Raw genomic sequence first — 25,687 nt, 5'->3', positions numbered from 1 at the left:
CGGAGACGTTCGCCCGCGGTTACCAAATCCATGGGGACGTTCGCCCGCAATAACCCAAAAAGCGGCTTCCCCCTAACCGGGAAAAGCCGCTATAGCGGAGAGAGCCGCTGTTGCATTTGATTGGTTGGTCGCCGCCGGGCCGACCGCCCGTCAGGGGGCCGTCTCCAGGAACTTCACGTCGGGAAGCTTCTCCATCGCCGTACGGAGCGCGTACTCGTTCTCGAAGAGGGCGACGGGGTTGTCCTTCTTGTCCTTCACCAGCATCGAGTTGACGCGGAACTTGGACGCGTCGATGCCGTCGCCGACCAGCCAGCGGGCGAACTGGTACGTCTGCCGCTGCAGTTGAACCTCGACGCCGTATTCGCCGCGCATCCGGTACTCGAACACTTCGAACTGCAGCTGCCCGACGACGCCGAGGATGGTATCGTCGAAGCTGACCGTCCGGAACACCTGGATGGTGCCCTCCTCGGTCAACTGCTCGATCCCCTTCTGATACTGCTTGTGCTTGAGCGCGTTCTTCACCGTTACCTTGCTGAACAGCTCGGGCGAGAAGGTCGGCAGCTCGTTGAACCGGATGTCCCCCACCTGGCTCAGCGTATCGCCGATGCGGAAGATGCCCGGATCGAACAGCCCGATGATGTCGCCGGGATAGGCGTATTCGACGATATCCCGGTCCTGGGCGAGGAACTGCTGCGGCTGCGACAGCTTGATCTCCTTGCCGGCACGAACGTGCTTCACGGACATACCGCGCTCGAACTTGCCGGAGACGATGCGCAGGAAGGCGATGCGGTCGCGGTGCGCCGGGTTCATGTTGGCCTGAATCTTGAAGATGTAGCCGCTGAAGCCTTCGGCGAGCGGGTCGATCGAGCCGCCGCCCTCGACTCCGCGGGGAGCGGGAGTCGGCGCGAGCTCCAGGAAGTTCTCCAGGAACGTCTGGACCCCGAAATTGTTGATGGCGCTGCCGAAGAATACGGGGGTCAGCTCGCCCTTGTTCACGCGCTCCTGGTCGAAGGGATCGCCGGCCACGTCAAGCAGCTCCAGATCCTCGCACAGCTTTCCGTACAGGTAGTCGCCGGCGATTTCCTTGACGAGCGGATCGCGGAAGCCCTCGACGTTCCGGACCTCCACGTTCACATGCTCGCCGCCGCCGCCCTGGAACAGCTCCAGCCGAGTCTTGGCGCGGTCGTAGACGCCGCTGAACTGCTTGCCCGAACCGATCGGCCAGTTCATCGGATGCGAGCGGATGCCGAGCACTTCCTCCAGCTCCTCCAGCAGCTCGAACGGATCGCGGCCCTCGCGGTCCATTTTGTTGATGAAGGTAAAGATCGGAATGCCCCGCTTGCTGCACACCTGGAACAGCTTCTTCGTCTGGGCTTCGACGCCCTTGGCGGAGTCGATGATCATCACCGCGCAGTCGGCCGCCGTGAGCGTCCGGTAGGTGTCTTCGCTGAAGTCCTGGTGGCCCGGGGTATCGAGGATATTCACCCGGCAGCCGTTATAGTCGAACTGCAGCACGCTGGAGGTGACCGAAATGCCGCGCTGCTTTTCGATTTCCATCCAGTCGGAGGTGGCGTGGCGGCTCGCCTTGCGCCCTTTGACCGTTCCCGCTTCGCGGATCGCGCCGCCGAACAGCAGGAGCTTCTCGGTAAGCGTCGTTTTCCCGGCGTCGGGATGGGAGATGATGGCGAAGGTCCGCCGCTTGGCGACCTCCTGGGAGATTTCTTTATGGGAAGCACTGGTCATGAGCCGTTAAATCCTTTCGCTTGAGAAAATACACACCCCATCATTATACCGTGAACCGCTCACTCTTCCAACCCGGCATCGAGCGGAAAACGCAAGCCGTGTTCATTGGCGTAGCGCAAGCCGGTCGCGCGGTTGCGGATGCTATGCGCCGTAGCAAGCGCTTCGCCGGCCAGCTCCCGGGTGATGCCGAGCTCGCCGATCGAGGACGGGCCGCCGACCTTGGCGAGCAGCGCGGCCAGCTCCTCCGGCCGGGGCAAGCCGGCGAACAGCGCGAGATGCGGGCTGTGGACCGATCCGTCGGCCGCAGGATGCCCGGCCAGCTCCGCCAACCGGCGGTAGAGCCCCGCCACGATCACACTGGCCACGCCTACCTTGGCGCCATGGAGAATCTGGCGGCGTCCCGCGCGCAGAAGCGCCATCTCCCACAGGTGGGAGAGGTGATGCTCGCCGCCGGATGCCGGACGCGAATGATCCACGAGCTGCATCGACAGGCCGGAGACGATCAGCGCTTCGGTGAGGATGCGCAGGCCCTCGAAGTCGGCCGCCGCAATCTCGTCCGCATGGCTGACGCAGTCGAGGAGCGCCTGCTCGGTCAGCTCGTAGGCGAGCGGGCAGAACGGCTCGCCGGCCGTCTCGCGGGAGAAGCGCCAATCGGCAAGGGAGGTGTACTTGCCGAGCATGTCGGCGAAGCCGGCCGCCGTCATCTCCCGCGGCGCGGCCGCCAGCACATCCAGGTCGGCGAAGATCGCCTCCGGCGATGCCGTCTGGATCGTCGTCTTCATGCCGCGGATAAGGAGCGGCGCGCCCGCCGACACGAAGCCGTCGACGGAAGCCGCTGTCGGCACGGACACAAAATACCGGCCCGTCTGCGCGGCGGCGAAGCGGACGATGTCGTGGATCGTGCCGCCGCCAATCGCAAGCAGCGCCTCGCTCTCCCGGCTCGTTCCGAGCATGGCCTCGACCAGCGTCGCCTCGTCGGCGGCGATATCGCCGTTTGCATTTTCCGTCAGGAGGACCCGTTCCCAGGCAACCCCCGCCGCTTCGAGCCGTTCCGCCAGCCGGGCGCCGGCCGCCTCCCAGGTGCGCGCATCGGCAATCAGGGTCACGAGCCCGGCCTGCCGCCCGAGCAGGAAGCCCGGAACGTCGTCCAGAGCGCCCCGCCGGACGGATCCCTCAAGCCGCACCGGCTGGTGCTCGCTCCCGCACGGGCAGTCCTTCGCCCGGTGTTGAATCGTATCGATCCATTCCGCTATGTTCATGGCGATTAACCTCCTATGAGCCGGGCAATTCCGAAGGCGACCGCCGCCGCGATCCCGCCCACCAGGGTGGTGGAGAAGGCGCTCTTCCAGACGGGTGTGCCCATGAATTTTCCTTTTCCGAAGCCGAAGCCGAAGAGGGCGATGATCGTCAGAATCACCGACCAGGTCAAGGCCGTGTGCATCTCGTCGATCAGGATATACGGCGACAGCGGAATGAGTCCGCCGACCACATAAGACAAGCCGATCGTGACCGAGCTGTTGCGGGCGCGCTTCGGCTCCGGCTTTTCCAGGCCGAGCTCATGCTTCATCATGAATTCGGTCCAGCGGTCCTCGTCGGCGATGACGGCGTCGGTGGCCTTGTCGAGCGCCTCGCCCTCCAGCCCCCACTCGCGGAAGACATCCTCCACCTCCTGGCGCTCGCGCGCGGGCAGATGCACAATCTCCCAGCGCTCCCGGGCCTCCTCGGCGGCGTAATGCTGCTCCTCGGTCTTGGCGGCCAGGTAACCGCCTAACCCCATGGCGATGCACCCGGCGGCGATCTCGGCGAGGCCCGCCACGACCACCGTCCAGGTATGCGACAAGGCTCCCGACAGGCCGGCCGCCAGCGCGAACGGCACCGTCAGGCCGTCGGACATGCCGATGACGATGTCCCGCACCGTATCCGAGGCGGTAAAATGCTCTTCCTTATGCTCCGAATGCTTTGAATGCCCCGAATGCTCCGAATGCTCCGAGGAAGGCGGGCCCCCCGGCTCTCTCCGCTCCGCCTGTATCTGATCGTTCATCCTCTTTTCTCCCCCTCTGCCCGATTGTCGGAATCTTCCTTGGGTCCGGACTCCCCTCTTGGTCTCCTCCCAGATTGCACCGAACCCGGGACCGTGTCAAGATCGGAATCCGCCTTCTCAACCCCGGCGGCTTCGACGTATAATGGGTGAAGCTTGTCCGTGCTTACCGATACCCGCAAGGAGGAACCGCCATTGACCCGCAAGACTCTCTATACCCGCACCTCTTTTGTCGCCGCCGCGGCGGCGCTCTGCTGCCTGCTCTGGGGCAGCGCCTTCCCCGGCGTCAAGCTGGGTTATGAATGGCTTGGCATCGGAACGGACGACGTTCCGGCCAAGCTCGTGTTCGCCGGATACCGGTTTACCCTGGCGGGAGCCGCTCTCCTGGCCGCCGCCCGGCTGCTCGGCGTCCGCGTCTTCCGTCTCGCCCGCCGGGATTGGCTGCGGGTGACGGCGCTCGGCCTCTTTCAGACCGGAGCGCAATACGTCTTCTTCTATATCGGGTTGGCGCATACCACCGGAGTGAAAGGCTCGATCATGAATGCGACGACTACCTTCTTCAGCGTGCTGCTCGCCCATTTCCTCTATGCCAACGACAAGTTGACGGCGAACAAGCTGGCCGGCTGCCTGCTCGGCTTTGTCGGCGTGGTGCTCGTCAATTTTCATTCGGGGCTGATCGACTTCGCCTTTCGCCTGAACGGGGAAGGCTTCGTGATCCTGGCCGCGCTGATCTTCTCGATCGCCGCCATCTACAGCAAACGGCTGACCCGCCGCCTCGACGTGATGGCGGTGACCGGGCACAGCCTGCTGATCGGCGGGATCGCGCTCGCGGCGGCCGGATGGCTGGGCGGAGGCCGCATCGCCGCAATGCCGCCGCGCGCGGCCGTTTTGCTTCTGTACCTGGCCCTCCTGTCCTCGGTCGCCTTCTGCTTGTGGAACCTGCTGCTCAAGCACAACAAGGTCGGCCAGGTATCGATCTACAATTTCCTGATTCCGGTATTCGGAGCTCTGCTCTCCGCCGTCTTCCTCGGCGAGACGATTCTCGAATGGAAGAACCTGTTCGCCCTCTTGCTCGTCTGCTCCGGCATTGCGCTCGTCTACCGGCCCGGAGGGAAATCGGCGGAAGCGGCCGCCAAGAGCGCCGAACGGTAAAGGACGCCGGGGTTCTCCGCTTTTTCCGTTCTCCTCTTCTCCGGCTTCCCATTCCTGGCGATCCCGGCGTTCCCAGCTTCTCCGGCTGCTGTTCCCGGCGTTCCCGGCCGGTTCGGGTGCTGCTCGCCGCTCATCCGACAGCTCACCGCTTGAAGCCGCCTAGCATGCTCGCATACGAAAGCCTCCGCATCCGCTTAGGCGGACACGGAGGCTTTTCAATTAGGCGGAAGCCGGCTGCCCCTTCAGTTCCCGAGCAAGAACGCGCGGGCCGGAGCCGCCTCGATTCCCGTCAGCTTCAGCGGCGCGACCACCAGGAAGTAGGAGCCGCCGGGCACCTCGGCCAGCCGCAGCCCTTCCACCACCTGAATGCCCGCCGAGAGCAGCGTACGGTGTGTGCCATAGTTCGGCTGCGCGCGCTCGATGCCGAGCCCGTCCGTGCCGACGCCCTTCACGCCGATCTCCTTCAGGTAGACGGCTCCGTCCTCCTTCAGATAGACAAATTCGAAGTCGAATTCGTCGGAGAGGGAATTGCGCGTCTTGAACAGCAGCCATTCGCCGGGCTGAATGCCGAACGGCTCCAGATCGGCCTTCGAGATGCCGTCCGCGACGCCGGTCAGGTCAAGCACCCGGGCCGGGCCGACGAGCGCTTCCAGCGGAATCGTCTCGATCGTCTCCCCGCCTGCGATCATGTGCAGCGGAGCGTCGATATGCGTGCCGGTATGGGCGTCGAGGGCGATCCACGTCTCATGCGCCTTGCCCGTCACATGGTCGGACATCGTGGTAAATTCCGGGCGCTTCTCGTCCTTGTTCTTGTAGACCTGCATGTCCGGCCTAATCGTCATGGAAATGTCGTAAAAGGTAAACACGGTATCCCTCCCTTGCGTCTTCACATCGGTGTCGCAGCGACCCAGATGACGTCGCTTTCCTCCTGGCCGCTGACCGGCCACCAGTGGAAGCCGTCCTCTCCCAGCAGCCGGTCGGCCGCTTCCGGGCCCCAGGTTCCGGCCGGATAGGGCAGCAGCTCGCCCGAGCCCTGGGCCCAGGCAGAGGCGATGCTGTCGACGAATTGCCATGCCAGCGCCACTTCGTCCCACCGGGTGAAGTGGGTCGAATCGCCGCGCGTGGCGTCATAGATAAGCCGTTCGTAAGCCTCCGGCGTGTTGATGCCCACCTGGCAGCTCTGGCAGAAATCCATCGCGATCGGGATGACCGTCCCTTCCGAGCCGGGCTGCATGGCGTTGATCTTCAGGTAGATGCCCTCCAGCGGCGAGACGCGGAACACGAGCAGGTTCGGCAGCAGGTTCTGGCTCTTCGCCAGATACACGTTGTCGGGGATCTTCTTGAATTCGACGACGACCTCGGTCGTCTTGGCCGGCAGCCGTTTGCCGGTGCGGACATAGAACGGAACCCCGGCCCAGCGGAAGTTGTCGACGAACAGCTTGGCCGCGTAATAGGTCTCCGTCTCGGAGTCCGGGTTGACCTTGTCCTCCTCGCGGTACGCCTTCTTCTTCGCGCCCTTCATCTCGCCTGCGGCGTACTGTCCGCGCACGACCCGCTTCGCCACTTCCTCGGGACCCGCGAAGCCGCGCAGTGCGCGGAGCACCTTGACCTTCTCGTCGCGGATATCCTCCGGCAGCAGCCGTCCCGGGGCCTCCATGGCGATCATCGTCACCATCTGCAGCATGTGGTTCTGCCCCATGTCGCGCAGCGCGCCGGAGTGATCGTAATAGCCGCCGCGATCCTCGACGCCCACCGTCTCGCTTAAGGTGATCTGGATGTTGGCAATGTGCTTGTTGTTCCACAAAGGCTCGAACATGGCGTTGGCGAACCGGATGACGTTGATGTTCTGCACCATTTCCTTGCCCAGGTAATGGTCGATGCGGAAAATTTCCTCCTCATGGAACACCTGGCGAATCTCCTCGTTCAGCTCGGTGGCCGATGCGAGGTCGAAGCCGAACGGCTTCTCGATGACCAGCCGGTGATAGCCGAGGCTGTCCAGAAGGCCGCCCGCCTTGAGGTTGTGGGCTACGCTGCCGAACAGGTTCGGCGCGAGCGCCAGGTAGAACAGCCGGTTTCCGGCGATGTCGAATTTGGCCTCCAGCTCCTGGGTGATCGCGTTCAGGCGGCCGTAACCCTCGGTGTCGTTGGTATCGAGGGACAGGTATTCGAAATGCTCGGCGAAGCGAATCCACTCCGGATCGGTCTCCACGCCTTTGTAGCGCGCAAATTCATGGATGGAATGAAAAACGTCGCTGCGGAACTGCTCCCGCGTCTTGGGACGGCGCGCTACCCCGACCACGGCGAACTTGTCCGACAGCTTACCCTCGCGGTAGAGGCTGTAGATGGCGGGGAAAAGCTTGCGGCTGGCAAGATCCCCGGTCGCGCCGAACAATATGAAGACGGCCCCTTCGGACCGGACAGCTTCCTTCTTGACCTCGCTCATGCTCATCATCCTTTATGTAAGAGTGGAGTGACTTCGTTCACACCTTCAGTTTAGCACACGGGAAAAGAGAGTGCCACGCCACCGGCCGTCACCCGCCCCGCCCGGGATTGCGCTCGTAGACGGACAGGCACAGAAGCAGCCAGAGAAGTCCCGCCGCATAACCGGCGAGGACATCGCTCAAGAAATGCACCCCGAGGTAGATTCGGCTCCAGCCGACCGCCCCCGTCAAAACGACGGCGAGCAGCGGGAAGATCCAGGCGCCTCGCCACTTCCGCCGATAAGCGTTCCAGAGCAGATAGCCGATCATGCCGTAGAAGGCCGCCGAGCTCATGGAATGGCCGCTCGGAAAGCTATACCCGCCCGCCTCCACCAGATGGCGGATCGTCGGCCGGTCGCGGCGGTACAGGTTCTTCAGAAGTTGATTCAGCAGCCAGACTCCGCCGAGGTTAACCGCCAGCAGCAAAGGCGGCCTTCGGCGGCGAGTAGCAAAGTGCAGGAAGAGGACTCCCATTAAGCAGACCAGGAGCTGCCAAGTGAATTCGCCGGCATTCGTGAGCCAGCGGGCAAAGCGGGTGAGTCCCGGGGAGGCCGCACTCTGGATCGCCTCCCGCACCGCCGTGTCCATCGGCTCCGTCCAGTTTCGGCGCATCGCCGCGCTGATCGCGGCGAACGCCAACAGGCAGAAGAAGCCGAGGACGACACGGTAACGGGACAATCCTCCCCCGTTCGATGGATTCATCGCCTCCACCACCCCCACCGCTTAAGCAGCGGCAGATCGGCCGCCGCGGCGCTTTCGCCGGGGTCGTGGCCGACGAGCCGGCCCAGCCGCTCAATCTGGAAGCCGTAATCGTAGACCGCGGCGGCCACGACCGCGAGCCGCAGACGGCTGGCCGATTCGGCACGGTCCGTCGGCTCCGGCTCTCCGGCGGCAGCGGCCTCGCCGGCAGCGGAACCTTCCCCGTAGGCGGCTGGATTTCCGCTCTCCGTCGCCTCCCCACCCGTCGACAGCCGCAGCATCTCCTGCAGGAACTCGCGGTTCGCTCCTTCGTTCGACGCCTCGTTCGCCGCATCCGGCTTCAGCTTGCCGTTGAAGTGGAGCAGGATCAGCTCATGCTGCTTGATCAACTGCTCGAGATGCCGGTCGAAGCGCTCATCCGCCCTCTGCGGCCGGCCGGACTGGAAATAATGCTCCTCCGCCACCGTCAGGATTTCCTCCCCCCGCGACAAAGCCGTCAGCATCTGCTTGTAGACGACGAGCAGCCGGGTGCTGCTGTAGCTCGGACGGCGCAGCTTTCGGTGTTCTTCCTCGAACAGATCGTACTTGCCCGACAGGTCCTTCAGCTGCCCGCGCAACTTTTTTCGCTCCTCGCGGAAGACGGACTCCTTGATCTCGTCGGAGACAAGCGTTCGCAGCAGGAGCGACATGCGGTCGAAGACACTTTGAAGCTGCTCGGAATACCGCTTTTGCGGGTTGGGCGGCAGAAGCACCAGATTGACCGCGAACGCGCAGGCGATGCCGATACAGCTGAGCAGAAACCGATTGAGCGCAAAATCGAGCTGGCCGGCCGGGGCCTCCATGACCACGATGACCGTCACCAGGGTAAGGCCCAGCGTGTCTTCCATCTTTATTTTCAGACAGAGCATGATGACCAGAATGCAGACAAGCCCGACGGCGATCGGTGCATTGCCGAAAAAGTGCAGGGCGACTGCGGCGAGAATCGCGCCGAGCGTATTGGTTTGGAGCTGCTCCCAGAAATATCGCCAGGAGCGGTAAATCGATGGCTGCATGGCGAATACCGCGGCCACCGCAGCGATGGTCGAGGGCTTCGGCCCCAGCAGAAGGCTGGCGTAGAGCGCCAGGGTCACCGCCACTCCCGTCTTGAGCACCCTTGCTCCGAATGTCACGGTAAACCCTCCTTCCCGTTAACGGTGTCTTTGTTCATCATTTACCCAATCCGTCGTCACTACCCATTCTTCATAAATGTTGACAAAAAGCAAGCCGGCGGGTACTCTATATTTAGACGATTAGTTAAATATTAAAGAAAGAAGGCCGGCCGAATGAACGAATCGTTCAAAGCCCTGGCCGATCCGACCCGGCGCAAAATTATCGACCTTCTGCGCGAGAAGGACCGGACGGCGGGCGAGCTTGCCGAACACTTCGACATGTCGAAGCCCAGCCTCTCCCACCATCTGGCCACGCTCAAGCACGCAGGCCTGGTGCAGGATCAGCGGGAGGGGCAATTTATCCGCTATACCCTGAACATGACCGTTCTGCAAGAGGTCCTCGGCTGGTTCCTGTCCGTCACGTCGGCGGGAAGCGGCGGGAAGGATGCCTCGAAGAACGATAAGGAGGAGCCTCATTCATGAACAAAAAACAATTCTGGAGCTGGCAGGACACGGTGATCGTCATCCTGGGGCTTGCCGCAATCTTGTTTGCCGTCGTCAATTATAATCGGCTGCCGGACCAGCTGCCGATGCATTTTGACATCCACGGCAACGTGGACCGGTACGGCGGCAAGCTGAATGCCATCGGCTTTCTCGCTTGCCTGGGCCTCTTCCTGCCGATCGCGCTGGGCGTGGCCCGTCACATCGATCCGCGCAAAGGCAATTACGACATGTTCCAGAACGCCTTCGGAATCTTTCGGATCGCCTTGGCCGTCTTTCTCGACCTCATGCTCGTCGCCATCGTCCTCTACGGGCTCGGCCACAAGATCAACATGACCAATTCCGTCATGGTCGGGATCGGCCTGCTCTTCCTCGTCATGGGGAATTATATGCCGCAGATCAAGGACAATTTCTTCATCGGCATCCGAACGCCCTGGACGCTGAGCGACCCCGAGGTCTGGCGCAAGACCCACCGGCTCGGCGGCCGGCTGTGGGTGCTCGCCGGTTTATTGGTAGCCATCGGCGCCTTGTTGCCGACCGATTGGATGCCGGCCGTCATCCTCATCGCGCTGATTCCGCTCGCGGTCATTCCCCTCTTCTATTCCTGGTGGATTTCGCGGAAAGCGGACTAATGGAGTCGGAAGCGGGCCGGATTGAGCGGCCATAGGCTCCATACAGAAAAAGGTGTCTCCGAAGCCTGCATCCGCAGCGGGCTTTGGGGACACCTTTTTCGGATTCGTGAGCCGGGCAGAGCGTGACGCGAAATTCCCGCTCTATTCCGCAAGCCCGTGCTTGATGGCATAGATGGCAGCCTGCGTCCGGTCCTCGACCCCGAGCTTGGCCAGCACGTTGGTCACATGGAACTTCACCGTCTTGATGCCGATGAACAGCTCGTCGGCGACCTCCTGATTGGACTTGCCGCTCGCGATCAGCCGGAGCACCTCCATCTCCCGCTCGGTCAGCTCCTCGTGGGGAGCGGCCTCTGCGCGGGGCTGGCGGAACCGGTTCATCATCTTCGAGGCCACCTGCGCCTCGATGATCGGCCGGCCGCTCGCCGCAGCGCGGATCGCATCGGCGATCTCCGTCGCCCGCGAGGTCTTGAGCAGGTAGCTGAAAGCGCCGGCTTCGATCACCGGATACATCTTTTCATCATCCAGGTAGCTGGTCAGCACGATCACCTTGCAGTCGGGGCAGATGCCCATCACCCGCCGGGTCGTCTCGATGCCGTCCATGCCGTCCATCACCAGGTCCATCAAAATCACGTCCGGCTTGTATTCCTGAGCCAGACGGATGCCATCGAGGCCGTTGCCGGCCTCGCCGACCACCTCAATGCCGTCCTCCGTGCTGAGCACGGCGGCCAGGCCAATGCGGACCATCTCGTGATCGTCCACCAAGAGCACCTTGATGGATTCGTTCGATTCGCATCCGGTTGCGTTATCCACCGTTCTCGTCCTCCTTCGTCTCCAGGGTAAAGGGAATGCGAATTTCGAGGCGCGTGCCCCGGTCCGGCGCGGTCACGATGTTGAGCGAACCGCCCAGCTCCGTCACCCGCTCGCGGATCGACACCAGGCCGTAGGAAGCATGCTTCACTTCGTCCAGGTCGAAGCCGATGCCGTTGTCGCGCACCGTCAGGCGGATGCTGTCGCTGGCCACGAAGAGCCGGATCTCCAGGCGGGACGCCTTGGAGTGGCGCAGGGCGTTCGAGAGCGCCTCCTGGACGATGCGGAACAGGTGATCCTCAATCCCCTTCTGCAGCTGCAGCTCCTCGTCCATGTCCAGGGTGATCTCCACCTGCACCTTGGCCTGAAGCTCGGCGATCAGGTCGCGCAGCCCCTGAGCCAGCCGTTTGCCCTCCAGGTGCACCGGCCGCAAATGTAGGAGCAAGGCCCGCATCTCGGACTGCGCCACCGAAGCCATTTCCTCGATCAAGTGAATCTGCCGCGCGGCTTTCTCGACATCCTTGTCGATGATCCGGCCGACGGCGGTCGCCGTCATCGAGATGGCGAACAGCTGCTGGCTGACCGCGTCGTGCAAATCCCGCGCGAGTCGCTGCCGCTCCTCGATGATCGCCGAGTAGCGGGCCTTCTCCGCGAGCTGGGCGTTGTTGTTGGAGAGGCGCTGGAGCGAAGACACCTGCTCCTCCCACTTCTGGCCGATCCGGTTTAACTGCTCGGCGAGCCCGCCGATCTCGTCTTCGCCGAGCGGCGGCACCGAGCGGGAGAGGTTGCCTTTTTCCAAGGAGAGCATCACCTCGCTGAGCTGATCCAGGCGGCGGGCCGTACGCGCCCCGCTCCAATAGCCATAGGACAGCGTGATCAAAGCGACCGTTCCGAACAGAATGAGGCCGATGCGCAGCCCCTTCTCCCACGTCCCGTCCGTGTTCAGAAGCCCGTATGTATACAAAAAATAAACCAGGACGCCGCTGAGGAGAAACCCGATGAGCACGGATTCGGCCAAGCTTCGCCAAACCATGCCGGTCAACCGTCGATTCACGGGATTCTCCTCCTTTTCGCGTCCTGATTCTGGAATTACACCACTTTAATGTTCACTTCTCCTACGAGATAGGAGGCGATTAGTTTCACTTTGGTATCGGCGCCTTCATAGCCCGGAGATTGCCAGACCACTCTGTTGCCGATGCCGTCCTTGCGCATGCCGCCGACATTGAGCGAGCCCGCCTGCACGGAGCCTTCGACGGAAACCGCCATGTCTTCCGGCAGAATGACGTTCAAGGTGCCGATCAGCCCCTGCAGGATCACCGTCACTTCCTTCTCCTCCTGGAGCGCGAGCGAGAAGTCGAACCGCATCTCCCCGATGGCGTGCCAGACGCTCATATTCCGCAGCACCCAAGGCTCCCGGTCGTACCGGAGGTTGCCGATCAGGCCTTGCTTCTGAACGAAGTTGTCGTCCTGGTGAAACTCCTTGGATTTCTTATAGAACAATCCGAGGGAGATGAGCACGATGCCGATGAATAGCGCGAGCGGTCCGCCCGCCACGAAGAAGGCCCCCGCGATGATGAGCGCATAGCCCTTCTTGTCGCCGCGTCCGCTGCGCAGAACGTGAATGCCGTATAGGATCAGCAGAAGACCGGCCAGGTTCCAAAAGCCGATGAAGCGCTCGAACAAAATGAAACCCCCCGCCGCGATCAGGACGAGATACGTGTTTTTGTGCCGGTTGTTTCGCGAATCTCCCATCCTCGCACCTCCTGCCTGGGGCTTCTTTGCTCCTTCTCTGCCACGCAACAGCATATCACAAACCGGACGGGCCGGAAAAGAACCATTTGCATTCGGCCGAAAAGCCCCCGTTCAAGAGGAGCTCTTGATACGGGGGCCAACCGCTCGCCGCCGGTCTCGGAGAAACCCGCCGCGCCTTAGTGATGCCGCGCTCGATTATTCGCCGGCCGGCTGTTCCGGCTCCGCCTTGTTCAGCTTCTGCTTAAGCTCGGCGAGCTGAGCGTCGATCTTCTCCTTCTTGACCGCGTCGGCGGCATTGAAGGACGTGCCGGGAGCGGAGGAGGGGGTGTACGGCATACGGGCCACTTCGGCCTGCACTTCCAGCTCCAGAATCTTCTCCTCCATGCGGTGGAAGCCGCGGGAGGCGTTGCCGCCGCCCAGCGTGGCCTGATTGGTAACCGAGGCCATCTGCTTCTTGGCGTTCGCCAGTTGGGCGCGGGAGATCAGCTCGTTGCGCTTGTTGCGCATCTTGTAGAACTCATCCTTCATTTCATGCAGCTGCTTGAGAATTTCGTCGGCTTGGGCCTTGGCTTGCGCATGGAGGCCGGTGTAATCCGTCACCTTCTGGTCGTAGTACAGCTTCTCTTCCAGCGCGGCGCGGGCTGCGGCTTCCTGGCCGTTCTTCATGGCGGCGAGCGCCGTGGCTTCGCGGTCGTTCGCCAGCTTCTCGGCTTCCTTCAGCTGCTGCTGCAGCTTGCGCTCATTGGCAATCTGCTTGGCGACGGTGACCTCCGCTTGGGCGATCTCTTCTTCCATGTCGCGCAGATATTGGTTCAGCATCACGATCGGATCTTCGACTTTGTCCAGCATTTCGTTGATCGAGGCGCGCGTCATATCTTTAATTCGGGTGAATACTCCCATGGTTACACATCTCCTTTAGGTTTGTCGTTTTCGTATTGGCCGAGCTTGGCTCGGAGTTCTTCAATTTCCTTCTGCAGGGCCTTCTTCTCGACTTCCTTCATCAATTCATCCAGCTGGTCGGCCTTGGCCGCCGGCCTTCCCGCAGCGGACGGGCCGCCGTAGGAGCTGCTGCTGCCGTAGGAGGAGCCATTCCCTCCCGGTGCGCCGGGGCTTCCCCCGCCGAAGCCGCCAAAACCTCCCTGGCCGCCGTTGCCGCCGAAGCCGCCGTTGCCGCCATAGGTCGAACGGTCGCGGTCATAATACCCGGCAGGCGGGTAAGGCGGATCGTAAGGTCCCGGCTCCTTCGGAATCACCAGGCTGGCGATGAAATAGATCAGGATGACCGGGAAGCCCGTGGAGAAGATGGCCGTGATGATCACCACGACGCGGAGCAGCGTGGCGTCGACGTTGAGCCATTCCGCCAGCCCGCCGCAGACGCCGGCAAGTTTCTTGTCCCTGCGGGACCGGTACAATTTGTTCATGAATGTCTACCTGCCTTTCTGTGCGGTACTTCCGGAAGACGCGCTCAGTTGATCCGGTTCAGCTTGGACAGCTTCTCTTCCAGCTTCTGCTCCAGCTTGACGCGGCTTTCTTCCAGCGTTTCCTCCAGCTTGGTGATCTCCCGGCTCAGCTTCTCTTCCAGCTTGCCGCCTTTGTCTTCCAGCTTGCTGCCGAGCTTCTGCATCAGCCGGTTCATCTCTTCGTCCAGCCGGCTGCTTCCGCTCCCGAAGCCGCTGTACGGCTGGGAGGTGGAGCGGCGGACTTCGTTCAAGGTGCGCGATTCCAGCTCCATGTCGCTCAGGCGCTCATCGAGGCGCTGGAAGGCCCGGGGAGTTGGACTTCCGGCAAGGCCGGTCAGCCGCTCGTTCATCCGGCGCTGCAGCCGGAGCGATTCCATCCTCGCCTGGTAGTAGCTGCGGCGGGCGGCAATTTCATCGTAGTCGTTCCTCAGCTGGCGGATCTGATTCTCCAGATCGGCGAGCGAGGCCTGGCCTTCTTGGTACAAAGGGCCGTATTGATTGCAGATTTCTTCCTGCTGCAGCTTCTCCTGCAGGGCGATGCGGGCGATTTCTTCTTCTCCCGCCTTCAGGGCGATGACCGCTTGTTCCTCGCGCTTTTGCTTGAGGGAGAGTGCCGTCAGGTATTGGCCGCGTACGGCGTTCACATGGTTCGCGCATTCGCTGTGCAGCCGTTCCGCTTCGCGGATTTGTTCCCTAAGGGAGGAGAGATACCCGTCGATCAGGCGGACGGGATCTTCCGATTGCTCCAATCGGTCGTTCAACGTCGCCACCGTAATATCCCTCATCCGATTCCAGACGCTCATGGTCTCAACTCCAATTTCTATGGATTAACAGCTCTTAGTAGCTCTTTTTCTTGGTCAGCACGGAGATTCCGTAAGCGATCAGCAGAATCGCAACGACCCAGCCGATCAAGGGAGTCAGCCGGCCGATCAGGATGATCGCGCCGAAGAACAGAAGAACGCCGCCGATCAGCTTCTTGCCGTTCCGAATCCCGAGGTAGCCGAACCCGATCAGGGCGATCGGGACGAGCAGGCTAACAAACCATCCGAGCACCGGTCCAAGCTTGCCGAAGAGGATCAGGGCGCCGCAGGCGATCAGGATAAGCGCGAACGTGTTCTTGCTTTGCAGTTTCATGGGTTCACCGCCTTTCGTGGTTAAGACGTTTTGTTCATGTCTTTATTCTAGGTCATGCGGCGTTTTGCCAAAACGGACCCGCGGCGGTATTTGGACTGGACCTTGGTCGGGGAAGGGGCTCAGACCTCCTTCGGGGAACGGAAGGACGTGCATCCATCGACTGCCGTAAACGCCAAAAGCCTCCTCTTCTCTCATAGAAAAGGAGGCTTACCCGGCTTTGATGGGATGCCGCCGGGTTACCAGACGGCGGTTTTCAGCTTTCGGGCGATCACCAGGAGCATAAGCCCCAATCCGCCATTCAGCGCCATAACGGTGCCCCGGAAAGCATTGGCCCAGGCCGACAAGTCGGAGCCGATGCTCAGCAGAAGGATCAGGTTCAGCGCAAAAATGCCCAGGTTGAGCCATCCGACCATGAGGGATATTCGGATGATCCGGCTAAAAAAATCGCGACGGGAAGCCCAATCCGTATACAGCTCCTCGCCGACGCCTTCCTCATAAGGCTTGCGAAAGCAGTGCCACCACAGGAAGCTGTCGACATAGTCCCAGCCGGCATCGGCGTATAGGGCGAGGTACTGCTTGAATTTCGACCGGTCGGTCACCTTAAAGTCCTGGAGGTCGTACCGATAGACGTAGCGGTGCTCGGCGTCCCGGCGAAACCGGCGACGGGTGAGCCCGATCTTGTCCATCTGATACCCTTCCTCCGAGCAGCGGTTGATCCATTCTTCCTCCTTGCGGAAATCCCAAGCGAACGAGATTCGCTTCTTGTATACCACATTCTTATTCATGATTCGTCTCTCCCTTCGAGAATGAGCTTGCCGTGCCGCACCAGCTCCTCCATCCGTTCCATTTCCGCCAAGGCTGTCCGCCTGCCAAGCGCCGTGATCGCATACAGCTTCCTTCGGGAGTCGGCGGGATCGGACTCCAGGGTGTTCTCGATCAGCCCCTTGGCGGTCAGCGTATTGAGCGCGGTGTAAAGCGTTCCGGGTCCGATCTTGAGCCGGCCGTTCGTCAGCCGTTCAACCTCCTGCATCATGCCGTAGCCGTGGGCAGGCCCGGTCTGGAGCACCAGCAGAATGTAGTAAAAAGCTTCGGTTAAGGGAAGCAGGGCTTCGACGGGATCTTTTTTCACAGGGCACCTCATCCTTTCTTCTACGGGTACAAACCGCTCTTCCGGCGACGGTCTCTGCCGTTCCGGGTCGGTAATTCCAAGGGTTGTCGATTTCTCCGTTGATCTTCTCCGATGGCTTGCTCTTCGGTTCGTTTCACGGCCTCCTCTGCGGGTTTCATTATAACGGATGTCAATATACTTAATGTCGATATATTTGATGTCATTATATTAGCATGCGATATATCGGGTGTCAATATAAAAAAGCCCTGCAGCATGTGCTGCAAGGCCGTTGTCCCGGACTTGTCGGTTATTCGTCTGTTGGACCCGACGGGTCTACGATTTCTCCGACTCGGACTCCTCCTGCGCCGGATCGGGCACAAGCCCTTCTTCCTTCAAGGTCTGGTTGGTCTTCATTCGGTCCATGTCCTTGCCGAGCTGCTTCATATCCTCCAGGTCCGGCGCCATAGAACCGTTCTCCGCCTCCTCGACGGGCACGCTGCTGTCGAGGATTTCATGCTCCACGACCGTTCTCAAATCCTCGTTGCGGTACTGCTCCTTCGACGCATCCTTCATTGCGCATACGCCTCCCGGCAATCAGATTGGCTTATAGCTGAAGCCATGCTTCTGCCATAAATTACCCGCGAAGCCTGCCGCTTAACCACCGATAAACCTATATAGATTGAACTTATTATTTACGCCTGCGCAGATGGAATGTCATTCCGATTCGCTGTTGATCCCAGATTATCGGAATGCATTTTCTAGGGGAAATCCGGGATCAAAGGCGAACGCTTCGCTTCTTCACGACCTTCCTCTTCTCCGGCTTTCTTTTGTTCAATCTGTATAGCGAAGCTATTTCCCGGGCAATGCGCTGCGGGCCTCTGGCTCCGCCGAAGCGGCCGCCGCGGCCCGGTATTCGTAATTCTGCCGGCACAGCTCGAGCAGCCGCAGCTTGTCCCCGCGCTTCGGCACCGTCAAGGTCACAGGTGCCGTTCCCTTGGTCCTCAGCGCCTGCTTGAGCCGCCGCAGATCCCAGGAGCCGGACAGGATCAGCTCCTGCGGCCGGTCGCCGCCGTACCGCTCGGCGAGAAACCGCTCCGCGGTTCTTGTCCGGTCCGGCTCCCGGTCGAGCGCCTCGAACGACATGGCGCGGATCATGCCCGCCTGGAGGCTGACGATCATCACATGCGCGTCGCCAAAGTACAGCACATCCTGGTTGACGTCGCTGTCGCGGTCGACCACCTGCTTGACCAGCAGCCGCTCCAAGGAAGCGATCTGCCGGCGCAAGCCCTCCGCCCGCTCGAACTCAAGCCGTTCGGCATGCTCCATCATCTCCCGTTTCAGCTCGGCGATCAGCTCGTTCTCGCGGTTGGCGAGCAGCCGCTCCGCCTGGGCGACCCGCTCCAGGTAAGCTTCGCGGCTGATCATTCCTTCGCAGATGCCGGAGCATTTGCCGAGATGATAATAGAGGCAGACCCGCTTGGGCAGCCGCTGGCAGCTGCGCAGCCCGTAATGCTCGTTGACGAATTCGAGCAGGGCGTTGCGGAATTTCCCGTTCGGATAGGGACCGAACATCCGGCTGCCGACTGCCCCCGGCCCGGCCGAAACGGGCATTGACCGCCGCGTCCGGTAATGAATGTCCAGGCGGGGAACCCGCTCCTTCGTCACCTTGAGATAGGCATAGCCGCTGTTGTCCTTTTTCAGGGCGCGGTTGTACTTCGGCTTATGCAGCTTGATGAGGTTGTTCTCCAGAAAGAGGCTTTCGGCCTCGTTATGAACCAGAACCACTTCGATGGAGGCGACCTCGGCCACCAGGCTGCGGGTTCGCTCCAGCTTCGGCGTGCCCCGGAAGTACGAGCTGAGCCGGTTCCGGAGGTTCTTCGCTTTGCCGATATAGAGAATCGTGCCGGCCTCGTCCTTCATCAGATAGCAGCCGGGAGAGGTCGGGTAATCGCGGGGATGAAAGTCAAATCGCATGCTGCTGACCCCCTGGGGAGCGGTATTCGCGGAACAGGCGTTCGTTCCGCTTCTATCTTACTCCAGGCCGGGACCCGGGGACAAGCGAAACAGGAGGTTTTTGAAACTTTATCCATCATCAGCAAGTATGTATACTATTCGCTGCATTCAGGAGGGTTCGGTTTATGAAAAGCTTTAAGCCTGGAAGAGGGCCTTCGGCCCTGAGCGGAATCGGCAGCATCGTAGCGGTGCTGTTCGGCATTTTCTGGACGGTGATGGCCTTCTCCATCACGCGGGGAGCGCCGGGACCGATCAGCCTGATCTTTCCGCTGTTCGGCGTTCTCTTCATCCTGACCGGGATCGTCCAGGCGGTCTATCACTTCAAGAACGCTTCCGGCCGGAACCGGATGTCGCTGTTCGACATCGTGGACTCGCGGGAGGAGCCCGACCCGCTGGACCGGTTCGTTAGCGACCGCTATCCCCAAGAGCGGCCGGCGGATGCCGGATGGAGGACGGCGCAATCCTCCGCCGATCCGAACAGGGCCGATCCGGAGCACGGAGCCTCGCCGGAATCGGATTCCCGCCCCGCCCCTGACCGCAAGTTCGAGGGCAGCTACTGTCCCTTCTGCGGCGGAAAGCTGCGGGAGGACTTCCGCTTCTGCCCGCACTGCGGCAAGGAAATTTGACCCTCTGCGGGACATGATCGAAAAGCTTGTTCGAAGGCTTGAAGCGAAACAAAAGCAGCGCCTCCGGTCCGTCGTGGACGAATGGAGGCGCTGCTTTTTGGCAATTGCGTATCAGAAATTAAAGTTGTCCGGATCGGAGCCAAACCGGCGGTTCTCGTTGATCCCGTCGATGCGGGCCATATCGGTCTCGGACAGCTCGAAGTCGAACAGGCGGGCATTCTCTTGAATCCGCGACTCCGTCACCGACTTGGGAATGACGATGATTCCGTGCTGCAGGTGCCAGCGGAGGATAACCTGCGCCGGGGACTTGCCGTACTTCACGGACAGCTCGGTCAGCACGGGGTGGTCCAGGTTGCCCTGCATGAGCGGACTCCACGCTTCCACCCGGATGCCCTTGCCCTCGCAATAGCGGCGCAGCTCGGCCTGGTTGAGCAGCGGGTGCAGTTCAACCTGATCGACCGCGGGGACGACCTTGGCGTCGGCGAGCAGATCGTCCAAATGATGCGGATGGAAATTGCTCACGCCGATCGCCCGCACTTTGCCGTCGGCATACAACTTCTCCAGCGCGCGCCAGGTATCCTTATATTTGCCCTTGACCGGCCAATGGATGAGGTACAGGTCAAGATAATCGAGACCCAGCTTGCGCCGGCTGTCTTCAAAGGCAGCGAGCGTGGACTCGTATCCCTGTTCGCTGTTCCATACCTTGGTGGTGATGAACAGCTCTTCCCGGGGAACCCCGCTCTCGCGGATCGCTTGTCCAACGCCTTCTTCGTTGCCGTAAGCGGCGGCCGTATCGATGCTGCGGTAGCCGGAGGCGATGGCAGCCTTAACCGAATCGACGACCTGCGAGCCTTCCTTGACTCTCCAGACGCCGAGTCCGAACTGCGGCATGTCCACTCCGTTGTTGAGCTTAACCGTTGAAGCCACATTCTTCATCGCGAGTCTCTCTCCTTTTTCGTAAGTTTCCTACTAAAGGATAGCATACTTCGCGCCAATCGCAAAAAAACCGGCCGCTCCCGCGAAAGCCCACTGAAAACGTCATCGCTTCGCATACGGATCGTCCTTTCCATCGCTGTTGCCCCCGGATTTCTTTGATGGGAACCGCTTTTCGCGGTCGAAATCCGTGGGCAAAGGCGACCGCTGCCGCTTTTACAGGACGACTCCGCACACTCCGCTTCGTTTATCCGTGGACTCGCTCTCGCGAGAGGCCGGTTCTCTTTCTTCGTCATCTCCAGACCCTCACGAAGCCTGCGGACATGTCCGCCCCGTCAGCCCGACACCCGTTCCAAGAGGGCGGCTGCGCCGGGGCAGCTTCGATCCAGCATCTCATGGGTGTGGAATTCGGGGCCGGAGGTCTCCTCGGGGTCGATATGGACGTACACCGTTCCCACATGCTCCAGTTCGTGAAGGAGAACATGATTGACCTCCTGGGCGATGCGGTGCCCATCCCGGACGCTCAGCTCGGTCGCCACCGCGACGCTCAGCTCGATGCGCAGGACGTGCCCGCTCCAGCGGGCCTTCACCTCGCTGACCCCGCGCACGCCGGTAACCGTCGCCGCAATCCGGGCAACCCGGTCGAGCGTCTCCGGCTCGATGCCATCCAGCATCCGGGTGAATACCAGCTTTGCCGAATCCCAGCCGATGAAGAGGATCATGACGGTAATGCCCAGCCCGACCAACGGGTCGAGCAGCGGGTAGCCCAGCCAGGCGCCCGCCACACCTGCCAGTACCGCGAGCGAGGTGATACCGTCCATCCGGGCATGCTGGCCATCCGCCACGAGAGCGGCGCTGCCGAGCCGTTTGCCCATCCGGATGCGATAGCCGGCCACCACTTCATTGCCGGCGAAGCCGATCAGCGCGGCGGCGGCGGTGACCCCCAGATGCGTCTGGGTGGACGGATGAAGCAGCCGCTCGATCGACTGGTAGCCGGCCAGTCCGGCGCTTGTCACGATGACGGCGACGATAAACAGTCCCGCCAGATCCTCCGTGCGGCCGAGCCCGTAGGGGAAACGCTTGGACGGCGGCCGCCGGCTGAGCGCGAAGGCGACCCACAGCGGAATCGACGTCAGCGCGTCGCCGAAATTGTGAATCGTGTCCGCGAGCAGCGCCGCGCTTCCCGAATAAAAGCAGATCACTGCCTGCACGCACGCTGTCAGCAGCATGCCCGCGAGGGATACGAGAAGCACGCGCGTCGCCTGCTTGCTTCGGTCCTCCTGTTGTTCCCGCACCCGATCCGTCCGGTCGGCCGGGTTTAGTCCCTTCGCCATGATCCGATCCTTCCTTCCTTCCGCCTTTACCGATTCTTAACCGGCTCCGGCTTCGGATATGCAGGCGGAATGAGGCAAATCGGTGAAGAACGCGCCCGAAGCGGCGCGGGACCGCCCGCTATAGCCAGACTATGACGGAGGGAGCCGAAAGGTTACAGCTTAAGGATACCCGCGGAATACAGGAAGATCAGCACGATGACCACCGGTGCGAGATAGCGCAGGACAAACCGCCAGATCCGGCCCCAAAGCGGCCGCAGCTCCGCTTCCTCGGCGGCGTGCTTCCAGACGTACCCGGCGAAGAGGGTAACGAGAAGCCCGCCGAACGGGAGTAGGATATTGGAGGCCGAATAGTCAAGCCAATCGAAGAAGGTGCGGCCGAGCCAGACGTATCCCTTCCAAGGCCCCTCTGCGGAGAGGGCGGCGGGAATGCCGAGGCAGACGCAGACCGCCGTGGTCAGCACCGCCGCCTTGGTCCGGCTCCAGCGCCATTTTTCTATCGCATAGGCGACCGGCACCTCCAGCATGGATACGGCCGAGGTCAGCGCCGCGATCGCCAGCAGGATGAAGAAGAGACCGCCGAGCACCGAGCCGAACGGCATGGCGTGGAAAGCCGCAGGCAGCACGATGAACACGAGGCCGGGCCCTCCTTCCGATTGGAGCCCGTAGGTAAAAGAGGTCGGAAAGATGATCAGGCCGGCGATGAGCGCATAGAGCAGATCGCCTCCGACTACGGCGAAGGAAGCGGTCTTGAGCGATTGCCGCTTGTTGACATAAGCGCCGTAGGTCACCATCGTCCCCATTCCGAGCGACAAGGAGAAGAAGGCGTGGCCGAGGGCCAGGAGCGCCGACTCCGGCGTCAGCTTGGAAAAGTCCGGCTTCAGGAAGTATTCGATGCCTTCCTTGGCGCCCGACAGCGTCAACCCGTTGACGAGCAGGACGAGCAAAGCGACCACAAGGCCGGGAATGAGCACCTTGTTGAATTTTTCGATGCCGCCCGATATTCCCCGCGCCACCACCCAGCAGGTGAGGGCCATCGCGGCCAACTGCCAGAACACCGGACCGTAGCCGGAGCCGGTGAACGCGCGGAAGGTTTCCGCATAGGCGGTCTGCCGGCTGAGGAAGCCCGAGAACGAGCGGACGGTGTAGTACAGCGTCCAACCGGTGACCACTCCGTAGAACGACATGATGATCACCGAACCGAACACCGAGATCAGACCGAACAAGCCCCAGGCCTTTTTGCCGGACAGGTTCTGGAAGGAGGAAGCCGCGTTGCCCCGGCCTCCCCGGCCGATGGACAGCTCAGCCAGCAGGAGCGGCAGCCCGATGACCAATAAACAAATGATAAAAAGCAGAAAAAAGGCCGCTCCGCCGTTGCCGCTCGTGAGATAAGGAAATCGCCACATGTTGCCGAGTCCCACGGAACTTCCGATCGCGGAGAGAATGAAGCCGCTCTTGCTGAAGCCATCCGCCGGCTCGGCGGTCTGTACCTTGGCTTTGGATAATTTGGACACGGAGGCACCTCATTAGGAAAATTAAATTTCGATGAATCGACCGCCGGGGCGATCAGAAATGGTCTGACAGGTAAGGAGTGAGGCCGGGAAGCCGGGCTTCCAAGCGGAGCGCCGTTTCCTTGTCGACGGCAATGCGTCCCAGCCGCAGCAGGGCGGTCGGCGCCAGGTATCCCATGAACAGCGCGGCGAGCGTGGAAATCTCGCAACTGAGCAAAGGCTCGGCACTCGGCTCGCCATCCGCCAGCTTGGTCACAGCCGCCGTACCATCCTCGGCAATGTCGACGCGGAAACGGCCGGTGTTCCAAGGCGCATGCTCATCTTCCAACTGAAGGAGGAACGCAAGCGGCGTCCCCGGCCGGAAGGGATACTGCCGCAGGAACGCTTCCGCGTCTACGATCCGCGCCATGAAGTAAGGAGCGGCCTCCTGCTTGAAGCGCGGGTTCGGCAGCAGGAAGGACAGCGCGTCGTCCGCCGGCGACTTCAGCGTCACCTTCCCCGCCATGGAGTCGTGGTTGGCGATCCAGGCGAGCAGCGCCGCCCTCGCGGTCTCGTCGCGGTAGACCCATTCGCGGACGGTCATCACCGAGTTGCGGACCCGGTAGCGGAGATAGCCGCGCGGCTCGCCGGCGTCGTTCAGCCACACGGCAACCGTCTGGGAGCGGTCCTCCAGGAGACCCTCCCACCAGTCGTCGCTGCGGGCGAGCATGCCGCTGTAGCCGCAGGCAAACCCGTCATAGACTTCCTTGAGCAGGGGGAGGTCGCGCGTGCGAATGAACCGGCCGCCGGGAGCGGGAAGCCGGGGAATCTGGGCCATCTCCAGCTCGTAGGTTTTCACGTCGGTGTAAATCTCGTACCCGAACCTTCGATAGAAGGGAAACGAAAACGGAGACAGCATCGACAAGGTCTGCCCCCGCTCCCGCATCACCCGGAACGTATGCCGAAGCAGCTCGCCGACCAGGCCGCCGCGCCGATGCTCCGGCCAGGTGGAAACGGATGCAATTCCGCCCATGGCAAGGCGGCGTTCGCCGATGACCACCTCGAGCGGGATAAGCGCCAGCTTGGCGGCCAGCTTGTCCTCCCGGTAATACCCCCACAGATCCTCCGGATTCAGCTTCTCTGCCTTTCTCCGGCGTTCCTCCTCGGTCGATTCGTATTGGAAGGCGAATTCCGACAGCAGGAAAAACTCCTCCATCTCGTCCTTGCGCAGGTTGCGTATCTCGTCCATGCCCGCTCCTCCTTCAATCTAAGGCTGCCGGGAAGAACCCGGTGCAAAGCGAAAACAGACCGGCTGCCGCCGGTCTTGGGGAACCCGATGCTGAAGCAGCCCGCGGTTGGCCGGCTGCCGCGGCACCGTCAGAACCGGTAGCTGAGAATCAGCAGAATGGACAGGATCAGCCCGATGACCACGAGCTCCACGGTCAGGAAGGTCGACAGCTTGTCCTTGCGGAAGGAGGGCTCTCCCTCGACCGGCTTCTTGGCGACGACCTTGCTGCCCAGGATGGACAGAACCGCCATGGACAGCAGGACGACGATCGTGCCTACATAGCTCATGTAAGTCAGCCAGAAAGGCATTCCCTTGCCATCGTGGCCGCCGTCCGTGCCCAGCATCCCGAATCCGCTGATCAGCACGAGGAACGCCGCCGGGTGAGACAGCGTATTGAAGACGCGGATCACCGTCCGGACGATCTTCGCTTCGGCTTCTCCCGCCTGTTTCTTCATCTGCGTGAGCAGAACGGCCGCCATGATGAGCGAACCGAACCACACCGCAACCCCGATCAAATGCAAAAATAGCATAAAGTCATGCATGCGCTTCACCTCCGGATACTTGACGCAAGCTTCTCGCCTTCTTGATTATATCGAATCCGCCTCCTCCGGCATAGGGGCTTCTCCCAACTTGCTTTTTCCCGGCTCCGGTTCTATTCTACGATTGTCGAGGTATCTTATTCTTCGTGAATCCAAGGAGGCGTATTCAGCCATGTACGACGTCATCGTCATCGGTGCGGGCCCGTCTGGGGCCAGCGCGGCTTTGTTCACCGCCAAGGCGGGCAAGAAGACTCTGGTGATCGACAGCGACCAGAGCATCACCAAGCGGGCCTGGATCGAAAATCACTACGGCGCGCCGGCCGTCAGCGGTCCCGATCTCGTCGAGACCGGCAAACAACAGGCGGCCCGGTTCGGCGCCGAATTCATCGCAGCCAAAGCCACGGGATTGACCGTGGACGGGGCCGCCGTCAAGGTCGCCACCGAGGACGCGGCCTATGAAGCCAGCCAGGTCATCCTGGCCACCGGGCTGTCCGTCGAGCTGGCGGAGGCGGCGGGTGCGGCCGTAGTGCCCGGAACCGAGCCCCGCGTCAAGTCGGTCATTCAGGCCGATTCCGCCGGAAAGACCAGCCTGGAGCGCGTCTGGGCGGCCGGAGGCTGCGCCGGCGTGAGCCTCCACACGATCATCACGGCGGGCGACGGTGCGAAGGTCGCGGTCAACGTGGTGAGCGAGCTGAACGGAGAGCGTTACGTCGATCACGACGTGCTGAAGAAATAACGGCGGCTTCCGCTAAGCCGCCGGCCGCAAAAAAAAGAGGGTCTTCCCCCAGGGAAGGCCCTCTTTTGCGGCAATGC

General features: G+C 61.7%; 28 protein-coding genes. 5 read left to right on the top strand and 23 right to left on the bottom strand.

Annotated features, from left to right (window positions below; genetic code table 11):
- Positions 1 to 150: 150 nt before the first annotated feature.
- From ACSEXS_RS15330 to ACSEXS_RS15320, 3 genes are read right to left on the bottom strand one after another with little or no spacing between them, the layout of a single operon-like run.
- Positions 151 to 1,743, bottom strand: a complete 1,593-nt coding sequence (locus ACSEXS_RS15330) for a peptide chain release factor 3 (protein ID WP_438434109.1) — start codon at positions 1,741 to 1,743, stop codon at positions 151 to 153.
- 59 nt (positions 1,744 to 1,802) lie between these two features.
- Positions 1,803 to 3,002: a sn-glycerol-1-phosphate dehydrogenase gene (locus ACSEXS_RS15325; protein WP_438434108.1), complete on the bottom strand. Its 1,200-nt coding sequence runs from the start codon at positions 3,000 to 3,002 to the stop codon at positions 1,803 to 1,805.
- Between the two features lie 5 nt (positions 3,003 to 3,007).
- The gene (locus tag ACSEXS_RS15320) at positions 3,008 to 3,784 is read right to left on the bottom strand and encodes a VIT1/CCC1 transporter family protein (protein WP_438434107.1); all 777 of its coding nucleotides are present in this window, start codon (positions 3,782 to 3,784) and stop codon (positions 3,008 to 3,010) included.
- Positions 3,785 to 3,976: 192 nt separating this feature from the next.
- On the opposite strand from ACSEXS_RS15320, the gene ACSEXS_RS15315 reads away from it, so the two are divergent.
- On the top strand, positions 3,977 to 4,933 hold the full coding sequence (locus tag ACSEXS_RS15315) for a DMT family transporter (RefSeq protein ID WP_438434106.1): 957 nt from the start codon (positions 3,977 to 3,979) through the stop codon (positions 4,931 to 4,933).
- A 242-nt stretch (positions 4,934 to 5,175) separates the two neighbouring features.
- Here ACSEXS_RS15315 and ACSEXS_RS15310 read toward each other — a convergent pair whose 3' ends face one another.
- From ACSEXS_RS15310 to ACSEXS_RS15295, 4 genes are all read right to left on the bottom strand, one after another.
- Positions 5,176 to 5,799, bottom strand: coding sequence for a cyclase family protein (locus tag ACSEXS_RS15310; RefSeq protein WP_438434105.1), 624 nt, complete (start codon positions 5,797 to 5,799; stop codon positions 5,176 to 5,178).
- Between the two features lie 20 nt (positions 5,800 to 5,819).
- Positions 5,820 to 7,376 (bottom strand): glucose-6-phosphate dehydrogenase, encoded by a 1,557-nt coding sequence (zwf, locus tag ACSEXS_RS15305; RefSeq protein ID WP_438434104.1) that lies wholly within the window; start codon positions 7,374 to 7,376, stop codon positions 5,820 to 5,822.
- Between the two features lie 88 nt (positions 7,377 to 7,464).
- Positions 7,465 to 8,115, bottom strand: a complete 651-nt coding sequence (locus ACSEXS_RS15300; RefSeq protein WP_438434103.1) for a phosphatase PAP2 family protein — start codon at positions 8,113 to 8,115, stop codon at positions 7,465 to 7,467.
- Positions 8,112 to 9,281, bottom strand: a complete 1,170-nt coding sequence (locus ACSEXS_RS15295; RefSeq protein WP_438434102.1) for an FUSC family protein — start codon at positions 9,279 to 9,281, stop codon at positions 8,112 to 8,114. The genes ACSEXS_RS15300 and ACSEXS_RS15295 overlap by 4 nt, the downstream gene beginning before the upstream one ends.
- 153 nt (positions 9,282 to 9,434) lie before the next feature.
- Between ACSEXS_RS15295 and ACSEXS_RS15290 the strand changes: the two genes are divergently transcribed.
- Both ACSEXS_RS15290 and ACSEXS_RS15285 read left to right on the top strand, forming a co-directional pair.
- The gene (locus ACSEXS_RS15290) at positions 9,435 to 9,743 is read left to right on the top strand and encodes an autorepressor SdpR family transcription factor (protein WP_438434101.1); all 309 of its coding nucleotides are present in this window, start codon (positions 9,435 to 9,437) and stop codon (positions 9,741 to 9,743) included.
- A complete protein-coding gene (locus ACSEXS_RS15285; RefSeq protein ID WP_438434100.1) occupies positions 9,740 to 10,393 on the top strand; it encodes an SdpI family protein in 654 nt (217 codons plus the stop codon). The genes ACSEXS_RS15290 and ACSEXS_RS15285 overlap by 4 nt, the downstream gene beginning before the upstream one ends.
- Before the next feature lie 141 nt (positions 10,394 to 10,534).
- On the opposite strand, the gene ACSEXS_RS15280 is transcribed toward ACSEXS_RS15285, so the two are convergent.
- The 11 genes from ACSEXS_RS15280 to ACSEXS_RS15230 form a co-directional block, all read right to left on the bottom strand.
- The gene (locus tag ACSEXS_RS15280) at positions 10,535 to 11,203 is read right to left on the bottom strand and encodes a response regulator (RefSeq protein WP_438434099.1); all 669 of its coding nucleotides are present in this window, start codon (positions 11,201 to 11,203) and stop codon (positions 10,535 to 10,537) included.
- Complete coding sequence (locus ACSEXS_RS15275; protein ID WP_438434421.1) at positions 11,196 to 12,233, bottom strand: HAMP domain-containing sensor histidine kinase; 1,038 nt, start codon at positions 12,231 to 12,233, stop codon at positions 11,196 to 11,198. Before ACSEXS_RS15275 ends, ACSEXS_RS15280 begins: the two co-directional genes overlap by 8 nt.
- A 56-nt stretch (positions 12,234 to 12,289) precedes the next feature.
- Positions 12,290 to 12,952: a cell wall-active antibiotics response protein LiaF gene (gene liaF / locus ACSEXS_RS15270; RefSeq protein WP_438434098.1), complete on the bottom strand. Its 663-nt coding sequence runs from the start codon at positions 12,950 to 12,952 to the stop codon at positions 12,290 to 12,292.
- 195 nt (positions 12,953 to 13,147) lie between these two features.
- On the bottom strand, positions 13,148 to 13,852 hold the full coding sequence (locus tag ACSEXS_RS15265; protein ID WP_438434097.1) for a PspA/IM30 family protein: 705 nt from the start codon (positions 13,850 to 13,852) through the stop codon (positions 13,148 to 13,150).
- 2 nt (positions 13,853 to 13,854) lie between these two features.
- The gene (locus ACSEXS_RS15260) at positions 13,855 to 14,373 is read right to left on the bottom strand and encodes a PspC domain-containing protein (protein WP_438434096.1); all 519 of its coding nucleotides are present in this window, start codon (positions 14,371 to 14,373) and stop codon (positions 13,855 to 13,857) included.
- Positions 14,374 to 14,417: 44 nt separating this feature from the next.
- Complete coding sequence (locus tag ACSEXS_RS15255) at positions 14,418 to 15,215, bottom strand: PspA/IM30 family protein (protein ID WP_438434095.1); 798 nt, start codon at positions 15,213 to 15,215, stop codon at positions 14,418 to 14,420.
- 34 nt (positions 15,216 to 15,249) lie between these two features.
- Positions 15,250 to 15,546: a LiaF transmembrane domain-containing protein gene (locus ACSEXS_RS15250; protein WP_438434094.1), complete on the bottom strand. Its 297-nt coding sequence runs from the start codon at positions 15,544 to 15,546 to the stop codon at positions 15,250 to 15,252.
- Between the two features lie 236 nt (positions 15,547 to 15,782).
- A complete protein-coding gene (locus ACSEXS_RS15245) occupies positions 15,783 to 16,331 on the bottom strand; it encodes a DUF2812 domain-containing protein (RefSeq protein WP_438434093.1) in 549 nt (182 codons plus the stop codon).
- Positions 16,328 to 16,675: a PadR family transcriptional regulator gene (locus tag ACSEXS_RS15240; protein WP_438434092.1), complete on the bottom strand. Its 348-nt coding sequence runs from the start codon at positions 16,673 to 16,675 to the stop codon at positions 16,328 to 16,330. The genes ACSEXS_RS15245 and ACSEXS_RS15240 overlap by 4 nt, the downstream gene beginning before the upstream one ends.
- Before the next feature lie 312 nt (positions 16,676 to 16,987).
- Positions 16,988 to 17,227 carry a hypothetical protein gene (locus ACSEXS_RS15235; RefSeq protein WP_438434091.1) on the bottom strand — a complete coding sequence of 80 codons (240 nt, stop codon included), beginning with the start codon at positions 17,225 to 17,227 and terminating at the stop codon, positions 16,988 to 16,990.
- Between the two features lie 276 nt (positions 17,228 to 17,503).
- Complete coding sequence (locus ACSEXS_RS15230) at positions 17,504 to 18,628, bottom strand: GIY-YIG nuclease family protein (RefSeq protein WP_438434090.1); 1,125 nt, start codon at positions 18,626 to 18,628, stop codon at positions 17,504 to 17,506.
- Between the two features lie 164 nt (positions 18,629 to 18,792).
- Between ACSEXS_RS15230 and ACSEXS_RS15225 the strand changes: the two genes are divergently transcribed.
- Entirely contained in the window at positions 18,793 to 19,293 is a 501-nt protein-coding gene (locus tag ACSEXS_RS15225; RefSeq protein WP_438434089.1) for a zinc-ribbon domain-containing protein, read from the top strand.
- Between the two features lie 111 nt (positions 19,294 to 19,404).
- On the opposite strand, the gene ACSEXS_RS15220 is transcribed toward ACSEXS_RS15225, so the two are convergent.
- The 5 genes from ACSEXS_RS15220 to ACSEXS_RS15200 form a co-directional block, all read right to left on the bottom strand.
- Positions 19,405 to 20,229: an aldo/keto reductase gene (locus tag ACSEXS_RS15220; protein ID WP_438434088.1), complete on the bottom strand. Its 825-nt coding sequence runs from the start codon at positions 20,227 to 20,229 to the stop codon at positions 19,405 to 19,407.
- Positions 20,230 to 20,561: 332 nt separating this feature from the next.
- On the bottom strand, positions 20,562 to 21,560 hold the full coding sequence (locus ACSEXS_RS15215; protein ID WP_438434087.1) for a cation diffusion facilitator family transporter: 999 nt from the start codon (positions 21,558 to 21,560) through the stop codon (positions 20,562 to 20,564).
- 152 nt (positions 21,561 to 21,712) lie between these two features.
- Positions 21,713 to 23,071 carry a sodium-dependent transporter gene (locus ACSEXS_RS15210; protein WP_438434086.1) on the bottom strand — a complete coding sequence of 453 codons (1,359 nt, stop codon included), beginning with the start codon at positions 23,069 to 23,071 and terminating at the stop codon, positions 21,713 to 21,715.
- 52 nt (positions 23,072 to 23,123) lie between these two features.
- Entirely contained in the window at positions 23,124 to 24,296 is a 1,173-nt protein-coding gene (locus ACSEXS_RS15205) for a GNAT family N-acetyltransferase (RefSeq protein WP_438434085.1), read from the bottom strand.
- A gap of 128 nt (positions 24,297 to 24,424) precedes the next feature.
- Positions 24,425 to 24,877 carry a hypothetical protein gene (locus tag ACSEXS_RS15200; protein ID WP_438434084.1) on the bottom strand — a complete coding sequence of 151 codons (453 nt, stop codon included), beginning with the start codon at positions 24,875 to 24,877 and terminating at the stop codon, positions 24,425 to 24,427.
- 169 nt (positions 24,878 to 25,046) lie between these two features.
- On the opposite strand from ACSEXS_RS15200, the gene ACSEXS_RS15195 reads away from it, so the two are divergent.
- Positions 25,047 to 25,610: an NAD(P)/FAD-dependent oxidoreductase gene (locus ACSEXS_RS15195; RefSeq protein WP_438434083.1), complete on the top strand. Its 564-nt coding sequence runs from the start codon at positions 25,047 to 25,049 to the stop codon at positions 25,608 to 25,610.
- Positions 25,611 to 25,687: the final 77 nt, after the last annotated feature.

Source organism: Gorillibacterium terrae, assembly GCF_051594785.1.
Taxonomy (GTDB): Bacteria; Bacillota; Bacilli; order Paenibacillales; family NBRC-103111; genus Gorillibacterium.
This window is presented reverse-complemented; position numbering and strand designations above follow the sequence as displayed.

Bases quoted from the DNA above. Each gene is read 5' to 3' on its own strand.
- ACSEXS_RS15265 (WP_438434097.1), bottom strand. From the start codon at position 13,852: ATGGGAGTATTCACCCGAATTAAAGATATGACGCGCGCCTCGATCAAC.
- ACSEXS_RS15300 (WP_438434103.1), bottom strand. From the start codon at position 8,115: ATGAATCCATCGAACGGGGGAGGATTGTCCCGTTACCGTGTCGTCCTC.
- ACSEXS_RS15245 (WP_438434093.1), bottom strand. From the start codon at position 16,331: ATGAATAAGAATGTGGTATACAAGAAGCGAATCTCGTTCGCTTGGGAT.
- ACSEXS_RS15275 (WP_438434421.1), bottom strand. From the start codon at position 12,233: ATGGTTTGGCGAAGCTTGGCCGAATCCGTGCTCATCGGGTTTCTCCTC.
- ACSEXS_RS15225 (WP_438434089.1), top strand. From the start codon at position 18,793: ATGAAAAGCTTTAAGCCTGGAAGAGGGCCTTCGGCCCTGAGCGGAATC.
- ACSEXS_RS15205 (WP_438434085.1), bottom strand. From the start codon at position 24,296: ATGGACGAGATACGCAACCTGCGCAAGGACGAGATGGAGGAGTTTTTC.
- ACSEXS_RS15330 (WP_438434109.1), bottom strand. From the start codon at position 1,743: ATGACCAGTGCTTCCCATAAAGAAATCTCCCAGGAGGTCGCCAAGCGG.
- ACSEXS_RS15200 (WP_438434084.1), bottom strand. From the start codon at position 24,877: ATGCATGACTTTATGCTATTTTTGCATTTGATCGGGGTTGCGGTGTGG.
- ACSEXS_RS15235 (WP_438434091.1), bottom strand. From the start codon at position 17,227: ATGAAGGATGCGTCGAAGGAGCAGTACCGCAACGAGGATTTGAGAACG.
- ACSEXS_RS15325 (WP_438434108.1), bottom strand. From the start codon at position 3,002: ATGAACATAGCGGAATGGATCGATACGATTCAACACCGGGCGAAGGAC.
- ACSEXS_RS15215 (WP_438434087.1), bottom strand. From the start codon at position 21,560: ATGGCGAAGGGACTAAACCCGGCCGACCGGACGGATCGGGTGCGGGAA.
- liaF (WP_438434098.1), bottom strand. From the start codon at position 12,952: ATGGGAGATTCGCGAAACAACCGGCACAAAAACACGTATCTCGTCCTG.
- ACSEXS_RS15250 (WP_438434094.1), bottom strand. From the start codon at position 15,546: ATGAAACTGCAAAGCAAGAACACGTTCGCGCTTATCCTGATCGCCTGC.
- ACSEXS_RS15230 (WP_438434090.1), bottom strand. From the start codon at position 18,628: ATGCGATTTGACTTTCATCCCCGCGATTACCCGACCTCTCCCGGCTGC.
- ACSEXS_RS15255 (WP_438434095.1), bottom strand. From the start codon at position 15,215: ATGAGCGTCTGGAATCGGATGAGGGATATTACGGTGGCGACGTTGAAC.
- ACSEXS_RS15260 (WP_438434096.1), bottom strand. From the start codon at position 14,373: ATGAACAAATTGTACCGGTCCCGCAGGGACAAGAAACTTGCCGGCGTC.
- ACSEXS_RS15320 (WP_438434107.1), bottom strand. From the start codon at position 3,784: ATGAACGATCAGATACAGGCGGAGCGGAGAGAGCCGGGGGGCCCGCCT.
- ACSEXS_RS15220 (WP_438434088.1), bottom strand. From the start codon at position 20,229: ATGAAGAATGTGGCTTCAACGGTTAAGCTCAACAACGGAGTGGACATG.
- ACSEXS_RS15290 (WP_438434101.1), top strand. From the start codon at position 9,435: ATGAACGAATCGTTCAAAGCCCTGGCCGATCCGACCCGGCGCAAAATT.
- zwf (WP_438434104.1), bottom strand. From the start codon at position 7,376: ATGAGCGAGGTCAAGAAGGAAGCTGTCCGGTCCGAAGGGGCCGTCTTC.
- ACSEXS_RS15195 (WP_438434083.1), top strand. From the start codon at position 25,047: ATGTACGACGTCATCGTCATCGGTGCGGGCCCGTCTGGGGCCAGCGCG.
- ACSEXS_RS15285 (WP_438434100.1), top strand. From the start codon at position 9,740: ATGAACAAAAAACAATTCTGGAGCTGGCAGGACACGGTGATCGTCATC.